Genomic DNA, 17,057 nt, shown 5'->3' on the forward strand with positions numbered 1-17,057 from the left:
TTTATTTATGGAGTTAAAGCGAGTAGTAGTTACCGGACTTGGTGCACTTACCCCGATAGGAAATAATATTCAGGATTACTGGGAAGGACTTTCTACAGGGAAAAGCGGGTGCGCGCCCATCACCTATTTTGATGCAGAAAAGTTTAAAACGAAGTTTGCTTGTGAACTTAAAAACTTTGACGCTCTCGACTTCTTTGATAGGAAAGAAGCTCGAAAGCTCGATAGATTTGCTCAGTATGCACTGGTAGCTTCAGATGAAGCTATCAGTGATGCGGGCATTGATCTTGACTCTGTTGATAAATTTAGGGTTGGGGTTATATGGGGAGCCGGTATAGGTGGTCTGGAAACATTCCAGAATGAAGTCCTCAACTTTGGTGCTGGAGATGGCACGCCTAGATTTAATCCTTTCTTTATACCTAAGATGATTGCAGATATTGCTCCTGGTAATATCTCTATCAAGCATGGCTTTATGGGACCTAACTATACGACGGTTTCTGCTTGTGCTTCTTCGGCAAATGCGATGATAGATGCTCTAAACTATATACGTTTAGGCCATTGTGATATTATCGTTACTGGTGGAAGTGAAGCTGCGGTAACGCAGGCTGGTATGGGTGGATTTAATGCGATGCACGCATTATCTACTAGAAATGAAGATCTAGAGACTGCTTCAAGACCCTTTGATGCAACCAGAGATGGTTTTGTATTAGGAGAAGGAAGTGGTGCACTTATCTTAGAAGAGTATGAACACGCTAAGGCACGTGGTGCCAAAATTTATGCAGAAGTTCTAGGTGGAGGAATGTCTAGTGATGCTCATCACATGACAGCACCGCACCCAGACGGTATAGGTGTAGAACGTGTAATGCTTAACTGTTTACGTGATGCAGGACTTAATCCAGAAGATGTAGATCACATCAACACGCATGGAACGTCAACTCCTCTAGGAGATGTAGCAGAGCTAAAGGCTATCAAAAAAGTTTTTGGTGAACACGCAAAAGAAATAAATATTAATTCTACTAAGTCTATGACTGGACACCTTCTTGGTGCTGCGGGAGCTGTAGAGTCTATTGCTGCTATCCTTGCGATGCAACATAGCCTTGTCCCTCCTACAATCAATCATACTACAGTAGATGAAAATATAGATCCCTCTTTTAACTTAACGCTTAATAAAGCGCAAAAGAGAGAAGTAAACGTGGCAATGAGTAACACTTTCGGTTTTGGAGGTCACAATGCATGCGTACTATTTAAAAAACTTGACGCTTAAATTAATAGATGAGCGCATTTAAAAAAATATTTAACTCTCGTGCTGAAAAGAACGGGAGTTTTTTTATGCGAATGCATGCCATCATAGGCTTTAAACCTAAGGAGATAAAGTACTATGAGAAAGCATTTACACACCGCTCACTAGGTCTTAAAAAAGCAGATGGTAATCCACTCAATTATGAGCGATTAGAGTTTCTAGGAGACGCAATGCTGGGATCTGTAATAGCAGCGCACCTCTTTGATGCGGTTCAAGGCGGTAATGAAGGATATTTAACAAAGATGAGATCTAAGGTAGTAAGCCGAAAGCATCTTAACGAGTTAGGTAGAGAGCTCAATCTTGTGAGGTATGTGAGAGCAAGTATACCCTTAGATAATTTTGGGGTTAATATTCACGGTAATCTTTTTGAAGCTTTAGTAGGAGCTATATATCTTGATCGGGGTTATAAATATTGCGAGAAGTTTATAGCTAAGCGTGTTATAGAGCCCTATGTAGATATAGAGAAGCTTGAGGGGCGTATTATTAGTTACAAGAGTGTATTGATAGAATGGTGCCAAAAGGAAAAACGCACCTTTAAGTTTGAAACTTTTGAAGATACTGGTCAAGACACTGTAAAGCATTTTGGAGTAAAGCTTTTTATAGATGGTAACGTTGTTGCAAAAGCGCGTGCCACAAGTAAGAAAAAGGCAGAAGAGATAGCTTCAAAACGCACTTTCTATGCTTTTCAACGAGAAATTGAAACTCAATAGCTGAGATTTTTAATTGATTTTACTACATTAGCTTTTTAATCATCTTTTTCCCCTAGAAGATTAAAGATTAGAGTCTTAGGGCTCCACCTTTATGTCAGTCAAATTTCCAAAGAGATACTATCTCGTTTTTACATTTCTCGCACTCATTACGGCCATCGCTGTCTATTGGGGAGCATCTCGCATTATAGAACAAGAGGAAGTTGCACGCACACTTAATCTAGAAAGAGCAAATACAGAAGCAGCAAAGGAATTTAAAGAAGCTCTTAAAAATTATGCAACTCTAATTTCTGGAGTTAAAAGCTATATTGAAATATCTAATGGTAGCTTTACTGAGGATGACATTTCTTCATTTATAGAGCGGCAATTAGGTGGACTTACCATGGAGCGCCCTTTTAGTGTTTCATATATTGATACAAGCCACATATTTATTTTTGATTTTACTATGCAACCAGTGCCTAACGCTCAATTAGTGGGTACTTCTATTGGTAAAATTATTGGAAAAGAAGGAATGTTAAGAATGGATTCTTTAATGCTTAAGACAGATTTTTATGCATCAGATCCTACAAACTTATTAGAAGGTAGGGTAGGACTTCCATTAGGTTTTGGTGTTTTGGACAGCTTTGGGAACTCTATAGGATACATTACGAGTATTGCAGAGTTTGCACCTATATTAGATAAAGCATATGTTCATAGTAACAAAGATGATTTTGTCTTTAAGTTTAAGAGTAGCAACGGCAATTATTTTGATCGTAGTAGAGCCCATAATGGTCAAAAAATATACTCCGTAAATGAGGATCCAGAATATTTCAAGAACTTTGATATAGATGAAAAAGAGTATATCTCCAGTGTTGTGCCTTTTTACAATAAGGAATTTATACTAAGTACTGCTTATAAGAAGCCATCGCAAGGCTTTCTAGCACTCGGAGTTACTTCGTGTTTGTGGTATCTAGCCATCTTAGGATTTATGTTTTTTCTAATAAGCCAGTATTACTTATACGAGCGTAAAAACAAAATTATTGCTTCGCAAAAAGTTCAACTATCAGAATTAGTAGGCACAAAAAATAAGTTTTTTTCAATCATAGCTCACGACCTTCGAGGACCGTTATCTTCTGTTATAAATTTTTTAGACGTTTTAAAAGGTGAACATAAAAACAATAATCAAACCACAGCTATAATAAACTCCCTAGAGGATTCCAGCCGAAATAGCATTACACTACTTGATAACCTTCTGAAATGGTCAAAACTTCAAACAGATCAAGTTGTATTTGTTCCTGTTGCATTAGATATTATGTCTTTAACAAAAGATCAAATTAAAATACAAAAGCATGCTCTTGAAGCAAAAGGTCTTAACATACGTTTAGAATCTAGCTTTAAAGGAGAAGTTGTGGGGGATAAGAATATGGTGGCAACTATTATTAGAAATTTACTCTCTAATGCGATTAAATTTTCTCATGATAACGACATCATAGTCATTGAGCTTACAAGGCTAGAAAATAAATTTGTCTTTAGCATTGAGGATAATGGAATAGGGATTCCAGAATTTGATAAGCAACGTCTCTTTGATATCACTCAAATCATAAGTCGGGTGGGTACTAGAAATGAGAAAGGATCAGGTTTAGGCCTTGTTCTTGCTAGTGAGTATCTCAAGGCTCATAAAGGAGAATTACATGTGGAAAGTGAAGACGGCAAGGGAACACTCGCGACTTTCACATTACCTTTAAAATAAATATTTTACAATTTCTAGCGAAAACGTTTACGTAACTTTAATACCTCTTACGTATTCCTTCGGATGCTTCTTTGTATCTTTCTAACTTGCTTAGACGTTATGGGAATGTATAAAATTCTTTTGGAAGACTCCATTGGTTATGACTTTACGCTCATAGCTATTCACGGTTCATTGGAGCCATATTATTTGGCATATTTACTCAATAAGAATCTTGGGCTAAGACTATTTCGTTCTCGTGAAGATCTAATCATTGGTAATCGAGAAGAAGAGGCAAGCTATCCTTTTTTTGAGTTTAATGACGAACGTCAGTACGTAGATTACTATGTATTATCAAATAAAACAAAGATAGAGGTAGAAGCAAAAGCTGTTGCAGGTCTTTTTGAATCAGAAAAGACACTCAAGACTACCTACTTTATTCCTGAGATGCCTCAAGTAGATTATTTTATAAAAGTTGTTGAGGATGGTAACGCTTTCGCGAAAGCTAAAGCACTTAAAATCCTCAATCAAATATCACATATAGTCACCGCTTATGAAGTAGACGTAAGCTCGTTAAAAAATAAAGAACACTTAATTTTTGAATAATGCAGAAAAGAAAAAAAACCAAGATAGTTGCAACCCTAGGGCCAGCAACTAGTAAGCGACAAGTATTGCTAGACATGATGAATGCAGGAGTAGATGTATTCCGCATTAACTTTTCACATGCAGACTATGAAGATGTTAAGGAGCGTGTAGCCATGATACGTGAATTGAGCGAAGAGACGGGGTACAACACGTCTATACTAGCAGATTTACAGGGCCCAAAGCTTAGAGTAGGTAAAATGAAAGAAGAGGTAATCGTAAATCCTGGAGATATTATAACCTTTTCTACAGAAAGTGAATTTGAAGGAACAAAGGAGCGTGTTTATATGAACTATAAGCAGTTTCCTAAAGATGTTAAGCCTGGTGAGCGCATATTACTTGATGATGGAAAACTTATGTTTGAGGTTCTCAAGACAGATGGTAAAACTGAGGTAGAAGCAAAAGTTATTCAAGGAGGACCATTACGTTCTAAAAAAGGAGTAAACTTACCTAATACAGATATTTCACTACCTGCACTTACTAAAAAAGATGTAAAAGACGCCATTTTTGCACTGGGGCTTAAGGTAGACTGGATGGCACTTTCATTTGTAAGACATGCAGAAGACTTGCAACAATTACAAGAGTTAATTAAAAAGCATTCTGATCATAAAGTACCAATTATTGCAAAAATTGAGAAGCCAGAAGCTGTAGAAAATATAGATAAGATTGTAGCTTATTGTGACGCTTTAATGGTGGCCCGTGGAGATCTAGGTGTAGAAATTCCTGCACATGAGGTGCCACTAGTTCAAAAGCAATTAGTACTACGCGCCAAAAGAGCAAGAATACCAGTAATCATTGCTACACAAATGATGGAGACTATGATATCAAGCCTTACACCTACTCGTGCTGAGGTAAATGATGTCGCAAATTCTGTTATGGATGGAGCAGATGCAGTGATGCTATCTGGAGAAACTTCTGTGGGGCAATACCCAGTGCAGGTGATTGAGAAAATGGCTTCTATATGTCGCAATGTAGAAGACTCAGATCTTATAAAGGTACCGCAAGCTCCACCACATATTAAGACTAAGCGATATATCACTAAAGCGATATGTTATCACGCAGCCCACATGGCAGATGAGATAGATGCAAAAGCAATTACTACTCTAACAAATAGTGGTTATACAGCATTCCAAATCTCTGCCTGGAGACCATCATCCCATATTCTCGTATTTACATCAAACAAGCGTATACTCACACAGCTTAATCTATTGTGGGGTGTAAAAGCATTGTTTTATGACAAATTTGTAAGTACAGATGAGACGGTAGAAGATATAAGACAACTGGCTTTAAATACTGAGCTAGTAGCTAAAGGTGATATGCTTATCAACTTAGTTGCCATGCCACTTCTTGAAAAAGGAATGGTAAATACACTACGTGTCTCTGAGGTATAATTTCTGTACTAAATATTAAAAAAGGGGAGCCATTGGCTCCCCTTTTTTAATATTTAATGAGATTTACGAGGATATTTCCTCTTCTCTAATCAAGTAGGCATTATCAGACTGTTTGATCACGACAGTGCGCTTATAATCTCTTAATGAGTAAGAGTAGGTGATATTTTCTACTTCACCTTTTGGGGTTACCTTAATAGTAAGCTCATCTGTTTGTGTACGAGCTCTTTTATTACCATTTGTGATAGTGATTGTTTCTTTTGTATTTGAAAGGTCAGGATGTAATCCTTTAGGAAGATTAAAAAGACGCTGAGAAATTTGATATGCTTCACTCCAGTTTTTAGCAGGAAGTTCTAGTGTTGTAGTCATTCCATAGTCTTTCCCCTTTTTATTGGCTTTCTTTATTACTTTAATAGGACGTTCTGGAGTGCTTATGCGGTTTATGTATGCTTGTAGGTCTTCATTGGACTGTGGTGGAGCAAGCGATGTTAAATAGCCATTAAAAGCAAAACCTGTTGCACCTTGATAATTGATTTCAACCATCTCACCTGTAATCCCATCTACGGTCATTACTGTGTGTTCTGGCTTACTTACAAGAGTGACTTGTGCACCATATGGAAGCGTGAGAATTTTTTTTGAAGTTAGATTTGTTCCAGATCTTAATGATAAACCAGAAGACGTATTCACATAAAAGTGAGTTGGAGTTGCGAGAACATTTGGAGTTGCAATTGCAAGTGTTTCTTGAGTAGATTGGTCACTTTTATTTTCATTTGAAGTGTCACAGCTCAAAGAGACAGCTACACAAGTTACGGCGAGGATGATGGTGTTGATTTTCATGATGAATGATTTTAGATTAAACATTTATCAGTAGAAACCACGATATGTGCCAAATATTAGAATGAAATAGTTAAAAAAACAATAAAAATGCAACAACGTACACGCTATCCAATTATTGTCTGAGAATAATTTAAAACTCGTAACCAAGACTTATAAACCACTCACTACGTTTAACTTCTGGACTGTAGGTGTATTTAAGTCGTAAAGGGCCAAGCAACGTTTCAGAACCATAACCAAGCGCATAACCAGAAAATGTAGCTGGTGGTAACCAGTTATCTGGATTGTCAAAAATGTCATAGCCTACGTTTGCAAAATTTGCCGAGAGGTTAAGGTGATTTTTTGGAAAAATTTCAAAGTCAATCTCAAAAAGCGCTTTTACATAACCATCTCCAGCTATACTTAAGTAGTCATGCCCTAAGAAAGGAACAAGGTTATTTACCTTTTTTGCACCATAACCTCCTAAGAAAAAGTCGAGAGAATTATTATCTGCCCCACCTACTTTAAACCCACCTGAGGCCTCAACGGTAGCTGTAAATATATTACCTATGCTTCCAGCATACTTTATGCGTGCATTTGCAACCCCAAATTCTGTAAAATCATTATTGTAATCTGATGAGGCTAGAAATAAATCAAAATCTGCGTCAAAAAGAACTCCTGAGTTAGGGAAGTATTTATTATCTAAAGAATCATATTTTAATTGAGAGTACAATCCCCCAAGGTTGCTTCTTTCAAAAATAACCGCTGTTTCTTCCTCATTAGTAGACACGACAGTTTCTGTTTCGATATCTAAAAACTTGTGCTGTATACCTATGTCAAATGTAAATTGCTTTGCTAGTAATGTCTGTATGTAAATTCTATTAGTTAAATCTTGATATTTAAGACTTACTCTATTAATTCCATCAAGAGGTATGTCACGTAAATCTTCAATAAGACGAGCGCTCACACCTTGCTCAAAAGAGGTGTAAGAAGAGTTTACACCTACACTCCAGTAAAAACCTTTGTCTATATAATAATCAAAGTCATATCTTATATTATCTCCTACAATAAAATCTAGAGAGGCAATATCATTTTTAAAAAGCACTCTTTTTTTTGTAAAATTAATAAGAGCTGCCGTACGGAAAAGGTCGTCATAATGCAGGGCAAGGCGTAGTGACTGTGTGCTGCTTGATTCTTTTAGCTCAACGTGAAGTACAAATTCATCATTTACTTTCTGGAGTCTATGCCCTATTCTATTAAAGTTTTCGGTTGCTGTGAGGTTGTTAATACCATTGTAAAAATCTTCATAAGATACTGTAACTGGAGGAGTGAGCTTTAATTTTCCTAGAATGTAAGCTCTAGTATATTGCTCATTACCCGTAATACTCACAGCGGCAATTTGTAATGAATCTTGTGGTGTGGGTTTTATACGCTTTCGCGAAAGCGGTTTTTGCCTCATCGCAACTTTCTTAAGAACATCATACTGTTCCCTTGCTTTGGTATTTCCTGTTCCCATAATGATTTTACCTTCATTAAAAGAAACAACAGAATAGGCATCAATAGAAGGTCTAATGTAAATGTCTGTCTGTTTACGTTTTTCCTCCATCGCTTTGGCAGTGCGATAATTGTTGATCTGCAGTAGTACCTCAGATGCTGTTTTAAGGTTAGATCTACCACGTAGTGTATCTTGTACATCTACACCAATAATGATATCCATCCCTTTTGCGCGTAATTCTTCTACAGGGTAGTTGTTTGTAACGCCTCCGTCTATAAGAAGCTTTCCGTTTATGAGCACGGGACTAAAAAGTGATGGTAGCGCACCACTGGCTCCTAGTGCTTCTGGTAAATATCCTTTGTCTAGAATAACTTGCTCTCCCTTTTCTACGTCTGTTGCAATGCAGAAAAAAGGAATGGGTAGCTTACTAAAATCACTAATATTCGAAATATGATCGAGATTTTTGGCGAGTAGGTTATAGGTGTTTTGCCCTTTACTTAAAGAGCTAGGTAGTGATAATTTAAGGTGGTCAAACGGTAATGAAATCACATAACGCTCTGCGTCTTCACGCTCATAAGAGGTCTTTGCCTTACGAGGTAAATTATCTTGAATAATATTGTCAAAATTTACAGAGGTAAAAATAGAATCAAGCTCTGTTGCGGTGTATCCAGAGGCATATAACCCTCCCACAATGGCTCCCATGCTTGTACCAGCTATATAATCTATGCGTACACCAGCTTCCTCAATAACTTTGAGTGCACCTATGTGTGCAAAACCTTTTGCACCTCCACCACTTAAAACCAGACCTACTTTTATATCCTCCTGTTGTGCTTCTTGCGCAAACACAGAGAGGCTTAACATGAAAGTTGTAATTAGTAGGAGGTATTTCATTCTTTTACGTGGTAATGATTATATATGATAGCTGCTTTTGAGGGTCCTATTATCTCTGTGAGACTTTTTTTACTTGCTACTTTAACTTTTGAGACTGAGCGGTAATGCTTTAATAAATCTACAATTGTTTTTTCACCTATACCACGTATAGCGTCAAGTTCTGTTCCTAGAGCGGCATTACTACGTTGATTACGGTGAAAGGTAATACCAAAGCGGTGCGCCTCGTTACGTAACTGCTGTATGATTTTGAGAGTCTCGCTCTTTTTGTCGAGATATAATGGAATACTATCACCGGGATAAAATAATTCTTCTAGACGTTTTGCAATCCCTATGATTGCTATTTTACCACGTAAGCCTAGATCATCTAGTGCTTTTACACCACTAGATAATTGTCCTTTACCTCCATCTACAATTATAAGTTGTGGCAGTGGCTGGTCTTCGGCTAGGAGTCGCTTATAGCGTCTGTAAACAACCTCTTCCATACTCGCAAAATCATCTGGACCTTCTACTGTCTTGATATTAAATTTACGATAATCACTTTTACTAGCCTTACCATTTTTAAAAACAACACAAGCAGCTACGGGATTTGAGCCTTGAATGTTTGAATTGTCAAAACATTCTATATGTCTAGGCTCCTCACTTAGTCGTAAATCTACCTTCATTTGTGCCATTATACGGTTAGTGTGGCGATCTGGATCTACAATTTTAGTTTGTTTAAAACGCTCCATCCTGTAATACTTAGCATTACGTTCAGAGAGTTCTAGTATGCGCTTTTTGTCACCCAGTTTAGGCACCGTGATTTTATATTGATTACCTAGTTCCACATCAAAGGGAACGTAAATCTCCTTTGAGTTATGGTCAAAACGTTGCTGGATCTCAATTATACCAAGCTCTAGTAATTCTTTATCTGTTTCGTCCAGTTGTTTTTTGAGCTCTAGTGTGTGTGATTTAATAATAGCTCCGTGCGATATCTGTAAGAAGTTTACATATCCATATCCCTCGTCACTTATTATAGAGAACACATCTACATCGCTTATCTTAGGGTTTACTACGGTACTTTTAGATTGATATCCCTCGAGTATGTCAAGTTTTTCTTTAATGAGTTGTGCCTCTTCAAACTCCATGGCAGCGGCATGCTCCTTCATTTTTTCGCGAAAGCGAGCTAGAGAGTCTTTAAAGTCTCCTTTTACAATCTGCCGTATGTGTTCTATGTGCTCGTGGTATTCTTTTTCTGATTGTTTGTCTTCACATGGGCCTTCGCAATTACCTAGATGATATTCAAGGCATACTTTATACTTCCCTGCATCTATTTTATCTTTAGAGAGATCATAATTGCAAGTGCGCAGCTTGTATAAACTTTTGATTAAGTCTAGTAGCGTGCGCACGGTTTTCATACTCGTGTATGGACCGTAGTACTCACTACCATCTTTAATGAGTCTTCGAGTAGGGAAAATCCGAGGGAAGCGTTCATTTTTTATACAAATCCACGGGTAACTTTTATCATCCTTAAGTAGTACGTTATAGCGTGGCTGGTATTCTTTTATAAGGCTATTTTCAAGGAGAAGCGCGTCTGTCTCGGTCTCGACCACGATATGCTTCATCTCGTAAATCTTTTTGACCATCGTCCTTATGCGACCGTTATCTAGCGTTTTATTAAAATAGGAAAGTACTCGTTTTTTTAAGTTCTTTGCCTTTCCTACATAAAGCAACTTTCCGTTTTTATCGTAGTATTGATATATTCCCGGACTTGTAGGAAGTGTTTTGAGTTGAAGTTCTATTGGAGCAGCAGGCATACTCAAAGATAATATATGAGGCCTATTACGCTTTCGCGAAAGCATAAAAAATCGCGTTAAAATCTTAATAATGGAAGTACATATTTTATACCTTGCTATCCTATGCCCAAACGCACTATAGGCCGCACCGACAAAGCAGATTTTCCTGCTTTAGGATTTTATGATATCGACATCAAAATCGATACGGGTGCTTACACCTCTTCAATACATTGTCACAGTATCGTTGAAAAGGACAATATACTAGTCTGCACATTTTTTGATAAACAGCACCCACTCTATAACGGTCAGGAAATGATTTTTGAGGATTATGATATTGCTGTTGTGCGTAGTAGTAATGGAGAAACGCAATACAGATATCAAGTTCAAAGTAGTATTACTATCTTTAATAAAACATATAAGATATCATTAACCCTCTCATCAAGAGAAGACATGAGATTTCCTGTTCTGATAGGAAGGAAGTTTCTAACAAAAAAATTCATCGTGGATACTGAGTTTACAAACGTATCCTACAATCTAAAAAACAATGAATCTAAAGATATTATCTCGTAATCCACAGTTATACAGCACAGCCAGACTTGTAGAAGTAGGTTTAAAGCGAGGGCATAGCGTTGAGGTGATTGATCCTCTTAAATGTGATCTTATCATAGAAAAGAAAAAGCCTACTGTTTTTTATAAAGGCCGTACGCTAGAAACAGCAGATGCGATTATACCGCGTATAGGCGCTTCTATTACTTTTTATGGTACAGCTGTAGTAAGACAGTTTGAGATGATGGATGCTTTTACCACAACTACCTCTCAAGCACTTGTGAGAAGTAGAGATAAACTGCGTAGTCTACAGATTTTATCTAGGTCAAAACTAGGCCTGCCTAAGACTATATTTACAAATTACTCTCGAGATGTGGAGGAGATGATTGCTCATGTGGGTGGCGCGCCACTTATTATAAAACTCCTTGAAGGTACGCAGGGTCTTGGAGTAGTACTAGCCGAAACTAAAAATGCAGCCGAGTCTGTCATCGAGGCTTTTAATGGACTAGAAGCTCGTGTAATTGTACAAGAATATATCAAAGAAGCTAAGGGGGCAGACATTAGAGCCTTTGTAGTAGATGGTCAGATTGTAGGGGCTATGAAGCGTCAAGGTAAAGAAGGAGAGTTCCGTTCTAACTTACATAGAGGCGGTACCGCAGAGATTATAACACTTACAGACGAAGAGGAAAACGCGGCTATAAAAGCGGCAAAAGCCATGGGCCTAGGTGTAGCAGGTGTAGATATGTTACAAAGTGAGCGCGGTCCACTTATACTAGAAGTAAACTCATCACCAGGATTAGAGGGGATCGAAAAGGCTACTGGAAAAGATATTGCCAAAACTATCATTCGCTATATTGAACGTAATATATAAGAAGTTGTGCCAGAAATAGACGAAAACAATATCCTCACATTACTAGGTAAACAAGTATTGCCTGGTGAGAGTACTACCATAAACTTTAATATTGCAAAGCTTTACACGGCAAATTCTGTAGAGGTTCCTATCATCATAGAGCGAGCAAAAAAACCTGGACCAGTAATTTTAATTACTTCGGGAATTCATGGAGATGAAATTAATGGAGTGGAAATTGTACGGCAGCTTATTGCAAGAAAAATAAATAAACCTAAGAAAGGAACCATCATCTGTGTGCCGGTGGTAAATATCTTTGGGTTTTTAGATATGAAACGCACTTTTCCAGATGGAAGAGATCTTAACCGAGTATTTCCAGGAAATCCCAGAGGATCACTAGCGAGCAGATTTGCATATCAGTTTGTAAAAAAGATATTGCCCGTAGCAGACATTTGTTTAGATTTTCACACTGGTGGAGCATCTAGATTTAATGTCGCTCAAGTGCGTATAGAACCCTCAGATGAGTTATCATTAAAGTATGCAGCTATTTTTGATGCACCTTTTACACTTCATTCTAAAATGATACCAAAATCATACAGAGCCACCTGTGCAAGAATGGGAAAACCAGTTATACTTTTTGAAGGCGGGAAGTCTAAAGTAAGCGACAAAGAAATCGCACGATTAGGTGTTTTAGGAACCATGAGAATATTAAAGTACTTAGAAATGCTGGGTGCTAATTTTGAAGTGCCGGAGTCTCCAGAAAAATCTATATCTATAGATACTAGAAAATGGCTTAGAGCGCAATTTTCTGGATTATTACACATTAAGGTGAGTTGTGGTGAGCACGTATCTGTAGGGCAGCATATAGCCACCATCACAGATCCTTACGGTAAGTTTCGTCATGTAGTAAAGGCAAAAAACGATGGCTATGTGATTAATGTAAACGAGGCATCACTAGTCTATCAAGGAGATGCAATTTTTAATATATCTATAGACCGCACGCCTAACGATGACCAAACAGGAGCTTAGAAAAAAATATAAAGACTTAAGAGCGGCGCTCACACAAGATGAGCGCGATGAGAAGAGCTTAGAAATCGCAAATCAAGCGCTCTCTATGGACATCTGGAACCATAATTACTATCATATTTTCCTACCAATAGACCGCTTACGCGAAATAGACACTCAGTACGTACTCTCCATTTTAGGAGGAAAAGACAAGAATATTATAATCTCAAAGTCAAATTTTGAGGAAAATACCTTGTCTCACTATTTGCTCACAGACAGTACTAAAATAGTAGTTAACGAGTATGGAATACCAGAACCCGAAGACGGGATTGAGATACCTGCATCTAAACTTGATGTTGTATTTATCCCACTTCTTGCTTATGATAAGCAGGGCAATCGTATAGGCTATGGTAAGGGTTTTTATGACCGTTTTCTCGCTCAATGCAAACCAGATGTTATAAAAATAGGTCTTAGCTATTTTGAGCCGGAAGAGCACTTAATCGATAAAAACTCACAAGATGTCGGCATAAATCACTGTATTTCACCGAAAAAAATATTTAGTTTTTAAAAAATTATGAATATTATGGTATATTCAACACTATATAACTCATAGTGATGAATTTATCTAGATTATATTTAAAGAAGAAAAGTAACGGTGCCGTAGAAAAAAATGCTACAAGCAGTTATGATTATTTCTCGATGGATAATTTCTACTACAAACAAATCTCCGAGCTTACAGGAGCAGGAGGCTGGAGTGTCGATTTTGAGAATAAAAAGAGCTTCTTTGATGAACAAGCAAGAAAGATACTCAATGTACCTATAGACTTCAAGCCTACGTTAAATACTGGTTTCAATTTTTATGCAGAGGAGCATATGGACAAAGCCACAGCACTCTTTTTTGATTGTGCACAAGGCAAACCTTTTTCTACTCATATAAAGATGAGAACCTATGATGGAGAAATATTTTGGGCAAAAGCGATCGGACGCCCTCTTAGGGATAATGAACGGGAGATTATAGGTATACGAGGAGTTTTTCAAAATATTCATGAGGAGAAGATCCGTGAAGAACAGTTAGAACAGTCTTTTAGATTAATACAAGGTCACAACTCGAGGTTGTACGACTTTGCCCATATTATTTCTCATAATTTAAGGTCTCAAGTTGGAAATTTACAAATGTCTGCAGCGCTATTTGATAGCTCAAATCTAAGTGCAGACCAAAATGAGCTACTTGATAATTTTACTAAAATTGGAAAGAGTTTAGATGTAACCTTAAGACATCTCAATAAGATAGTAAGTGTGCATAATGTTGCAAGTACATCACGAGAGACGGTGGTAATTCAAGATGTTTATAATCGCGTCGTTGCTGGGTTATCGCAAACAATTAGAGAAAACAAGGTTATGATGTACACAGATTTTTCAGAAATAGAGGAAATCTCATACATCGAAGCATATCTAGAAAGTATTTTACAAAATCTAATTACAAACGCAATACGTTATAAGCATCCAGATCGTGATCCAGAAATCTCTTTATATACCTATGAAGAAAAAGGAAAAGTACACCTTATGGTAAAAGATAATGGATTAGGAATAGATTTAAAGAAGCATGGAGAAGAGCTTTTTAAAATCTATAAAACTTTTCACGGTAATGATGATGCCTTAGGTCTAGGCTTGTTTCTGACTCGCAATGAAGTTGAGGCAATGGGTGGAGAAATAAAAGTGGAAAGTAAAGTAGATAAAGGCTCAAAATTTATAGTAACATTAGAATAAACGAGCTCACCTTAGATAATGAATGAATATCCAATAGAAATAGCATGTATAATTGACGATGATGAGATGTACGTAAGTTTAATCACAAAGGTGATAGACATACGTAAGCTTGCCAAAAACCTGATAATTTTTAGAAATGGTGAAGAAGCTCTTGACTACTTTGTCAAAACATTTTTACACAAAAAGGCACAGGCAATCCCGCAAATTATCCTGCTGGATCTCAACATGCCAGTAATGGATGGCTGGAAGTTTCTAGAAGAGCTTAGTAAGTACAATTTTCCAGCACTTAAAAATAGCACGCTATATATTGTAAGCTCCTCTATAAATCCTGTTGATATAAAAAGGTCACAAGAATTTAATCTCGTAAAAGACTTCCTAGTAAAGCCCATTGGTCTGGACGACCTAGCAGCAGTCTTTAAAAAGAAAGTTGCTTAAGCTACAACCTTATCATCTTTCTCGTCCTGAGGAAATACTCTTTTATTAAATACAAGCAGTATTCCTACTCCAGTGCTTATCGCCATATCGGCTATATTAAATATGGCATTAAAAAATGTAAACGTTTTACCTCCTAAAAAAGGAACCCATTCTGGCCACATTGCATCTTGTATAAAAGGGAAGTAGAGCATATCTACCACTTTTCCAAAGAGAGGGTCTGCATACCCACCACCTTCTGGCATAAATGTCGCAATCTGATCAGGATAGCTCGCGCTAAAAATAGATCCGTAAATAAGAGAATCTATAATATTACCTACTGCACCAGCAAAGACTAGTGATAGTGCGATAACCAGCAGTTTTGGCGCATTGTTTTTTACAGACTTATATAAGTAATACCCTATCACTGGGGCTATAATAAGTCTAAAGAGTGAGAGCGTGATTTTACCATATTTACCTGGTAGTTCTACGCCCCAAGCAGCTCCTTGATTTTCTACAAAGAAAATCTGAAACCAGTCTAGACCAAAAACCTGTATACTCTCACGTAGGTAAAAATTAGTTTTAATATATACCTTGAGTACTTGATCTACTAGGAGTATCAAGAACACAATAAGAGCAACTTTTTTTAAAGACATAATATAGTTTTAAAACGTGACAAAAATAGGGTATTCACAACGATTTTACTATCGTGATATCACCATGTATACTTTCTAATGAAAGAGGTGATCCTAGGGTGACTTCTGGCGATATAACGACATTACCGTTGCGGGATTGTGCAGTAACATTTGCTTTATCAATATCTAGATGGATACTTCCAGATATGGTGTTTATTTTTGCGCTTTCGCGAAAGCGGAATTCTTCCCCCTTAAAATGTCCTCGACCTAGATCTATGCGTACTTGGCCAAGCTTACCATAAGTATCTACACTTGCCAAAGTTGAGTAAATAGAAACATCTAACCCTTTTGGAATTATAATCTCAAGCTCAATAGCTAGCACCTTATGGGCAGCGAGCTTATCATTAAAAGGAATGTAATCTGGAGTCTTTCCTGTAGTGATTTTAAGTACGCCATCGTTTATAGTAGTATTAAGTAATGTACTTGCAAAAGTCTCCCCATCTATAATAGTAGCAACAGAGATAGCGCTAGTCTCTGCTGTAGAAATTTTAATCTCAAAAATCTCATTACTGTTTATATATAACTCTTTTACGACCGTTGCATCATAGGTTTGCGTAAGTCGTTTTTGAGCATATAAACTCATCGTGACTAGCATAAACAATATGGATAAACGTAAACTCAAAAAACTAAAGAGGGGTTATAAAAAAAGCGCTCATAAGAACGCTTTTATTTATTTGATATATAACAACGATTATGACTGCATATTCTTAGCCTCAATACTTAATGTCGCGTGTGGTACTAACTTTAAACGTTCTGGATTGATAAGTTTTCCAGTCACACGGCATATACCGTACGTTTTGTTATTAATACGAGTAATCGCATTTTTAAGATCGCGTATAAACTTCTCTTGACGTATGGCAAGCGCACTGTTTGCCTCTTTACTCATCGTGGCGCTACCTTCTTCAAAAGATTTAAATTGTGGAGAGGTGTCATCTGTACCATTATCTCCATCATTGAGATAGGCACTTTTGATAAGCTCGAGATCGTGTTGTGCTTTCTCAATCTTCTTTTCTATTAATTCTCTAAACTCAGCGAGCTGTGCATCGCCAAATCTTTCTTGTGTGTCGTTTGCCATT

At 37.2% G+C, this 17,057-nt stretch carries 17 protein-coding genes; 11 read left to right on the forward strand and 6 right to left on the reverse strand.

Annotated elements, in window-relative coordinates:
* Positions 1–7 precede the first annotated feature (7 nt).
* The 5 genes from fabF to pyk all read left to right on the forward strand — a co-directional run bounded on the left by fabF (position 8) and on the right by pyk (position 5,742).
* Positions 8–1,261, forward strand: a complete 1,254-nt coding sequence (fabF, locus tag SJY23_RS05220; RefSeq protein WP_035335047.1) for a beta-ketoacyl-ACP synthase II — start codon at positions 8–10, stop codon at positions 1,259–1,261.
* An 8-nt stretch (positions 1,262–1,269) separates the two neighbouring features.
* The gene (gene rnc, locus SJY23_RS05225; RefSeq protein WP_396597713.1) at positions 1,270–2,007 is read left to right on the forward strand and encodes a ribonuclease III; all 738 of its coding nucleotides are present in this window, start codon (positions 1,270–1,272) and stop codon (positions 2,005–2,007) included.
* Between the two features lie 91 nt (positions 2,008–2,098).
* Positions 2,099–3,733 (forward strand): sensor histidine kinase, encoded by a 1,635-nt coding sequence (locus SJY23_RS05230; RefSeq protein WP_396597714.1) that lies wholly within the window; start codon positions 2,099–2,101, stop codon positions 3,731–3,733.
* Between the two features lie 99 nt (positions 3,734–3,832).
* The gene (locus tag SJY23_RS05235) at positions 3,833–4,315 is read left to right on the forward strand and encodes an IPExxxVDY family protein (RefSeq protein WP_035335044.1); all 483 of its coding nucleotides are present in this window, start codon (positions 3,833–3,835) and stop codon (positions 4,313–4,315) included.
* The gene (gene pyk / locus SJY23_RS05240) at positions 4,315–5,742 is read left to right on the forward strand and encodes a pyruvate kinase (protein WP_035335043.1); all 1,428 of its coding nucleotides are present in this window, start codon (positions 4,315–4,317) and stop codon (positions 5,740–5,742) included. The genes SJY23_RS05235 and pyk overlap by 1 nt, the downstream gene beginning before the upstream one ends.
* A gap of 63 nt (positions 5,743–5,805) precedes the next feature.
* Here pyk and SJY23_RS05245 read toward each other — a convergent pair whose 3' ends face one another.
* The 3 genes from SJY23_RS05245 to uvrC form a co-directional block, all read right to left on the reverse strand.
* Positions 5,806–6,576, reverse strand: coding sequence for a hypothetical protein (locus SJY23_RS05245; RefSeq protein WP_396597715.1), 771 nt, complete (start codon positions 6,574–6,576; stop codon positions 5,806–5,808).
* A gap of 130 nt (positions 6,577–6,706) precedes the next feature.
* On the reverse strand, positions 6,707–8,938 hold the full coding sequence (locus tag SJY23_RS05250) for a patatin-like phospholipase family protein (protein ID WP_396597716.1): 2,232 nt from the start codon (positions 8,936–8,938) through the stop codon (positions 6,707–6,709).
* A complete protein-coding gene (gene uvrC, locus SJY23_RS05255) occupies positions 8,935–10,731 on the reverse strand; it encodes an excinuclease ABC subunit UvrC (protein ID WP_396597717.1) in 1,797 nt (598 codons plus the stop codon). Before uvrC ends, SJY23_RS05250 begins: the two co-directional genes overlap by 4 nt.
* A 102-nt stretch (positions 10,732–10,833) precedes the next feature.
* Here uvrC and SJY23_RS05260 point away from each other — a divergent pair, with 102 nt between their 5' ends.
* The 6 genes from SJY23_RS05260 to SJY23_RS05285 are packed head-to-tail and all read left to right on the forward strand — an operon-like array spanning position 10,834 to position 15,310.
* Positions 10,834–11,280: a RimK/LysX family protein gene (locus SJY23_RS05260; RefSeq protein ID WP_035335039.1), complete on the forward strand. Its 447-nt coding sequence runs from the start codon at positions 10,834–10,836 to the stop codon at positions 11,278–11,280.
* Positions 11,255–12,127 carry a 30S ribosomal protein S6--L-glutamate ligase gene (gene rimK / locus SJY23_RS05265; protein WP_035335038.1) on the forward strand — a complete coding sequence of 291 codons (873 nt, stop codon included), beginning with the start codon at positions 11,255–11,257 and terminating at the stop codon, positions 12,125–12,127. Before SJY23_RS05260 ends, rimK begins: the two co-directional genes overlap by 26 nt.
* A 6-nt stretch (positions 12,128–12,133) precedes the next feature.
* Positions 12,134–13,132, forward strand: a complete 999-nt coding sequence (locus tag SJY23_RS05270; protein ID WP_396597718.1) for a succinylglutamate desuccinylase/aspartoacylase family protein — start codon at positions 12,134–12,136, stop codon at positions 13,130–13,132.
* Positions 13,113–13,676, forward strand: a complete 564-nt coding sequence (locus SJY23_RS05275; RefSeq protein ID WP_396597719.1) for a 5-formyltetrahydrofolate cyclo-ligase — start codon at positions 13,113–13,115, stop codon at positions 13,674–13,676. The genes SJY23_RS05270 and SJY23_RS05275 overlap by 20 nt, the downstream gene beginning before the upstream one ends.
* Before the next feature lie 47 nt (positions 13,677–13,723).
* Positions 13,724–14,875, forward strand: a complete 1,152-nt coding sequence (locus tag SJY23_RS05280; RefSeq protein ID WP_396597720.1) for an ATP-binding protein — start codon at positions 13,724–13,726, stop codon at positions 14,873–14,875.
* Positions 14,876–14,893: 18 nt separating this feature from the next.
* Entirely contained in the window at positions 14,894–15,310 is a 417-nt protein-coding gene (locus SJY23_RS05285; RefSeq protein WP_396597721.1) for a response regulator, read from the forward strand.
* On the opposite strand, the gene SJY23_RS05290 is transcribed toward SJY23_RS05285, so the two are convergent.
* The 3 genes from SJY23_RS05290 to SJY23_RS05300 all read right to left on the reverse strand — a co-directional run bounded on the left by SJY23_RS05290 (position 15,307) and on the right by SJY23_RS05300 (position 17,056).
* Positions 15,307–15,942, reverse strand: a complete 636-nt coding sequence (locus SJY23_RS05290; protein ID WP_396597722.1) for a lipoprotein signal peptidase — start codon at positions 15,940–15,942, stop codon at positions 15,307–15,309. The two genes, SJY23_RS05285 and SJY23_RS05290, sit on opposite strands and share 4 nt — an antisense overlap.
* Positions 15,943–15,976: 34 nt before the next feature.
* Positions 15,977–16,576, reverse strand: a complete 600-nt coding sequence (locus SJY23_RS05295) for a hypothetical protein (RefSeq protein WP_396597723.1) — start codon at positions 16,574–16,576, stop codon at positions 15,977–15,979.
* 96 nt (positions 16,577–16,672) lie between these two features.
* Entirely contained in the window at positions 16,673–17,056 is a 384-nt protein-coding gene (locus tag SJY23_RS05300) for a TraR/DksA family transcriptional regulator (RefSeq protein ID WP_396597724.1), read from the reverse strand.
* Position 17,057 lies beyond the last annotated feature (1 nt).

This window comes from Dokdonia sp. R86516, assembly GCF_044596715.1.
GTDB lineage: Bacteria > Bacteroidota > Bacteroidia > Flavobacteriales > Flavobacteriaceae > Dokdonia.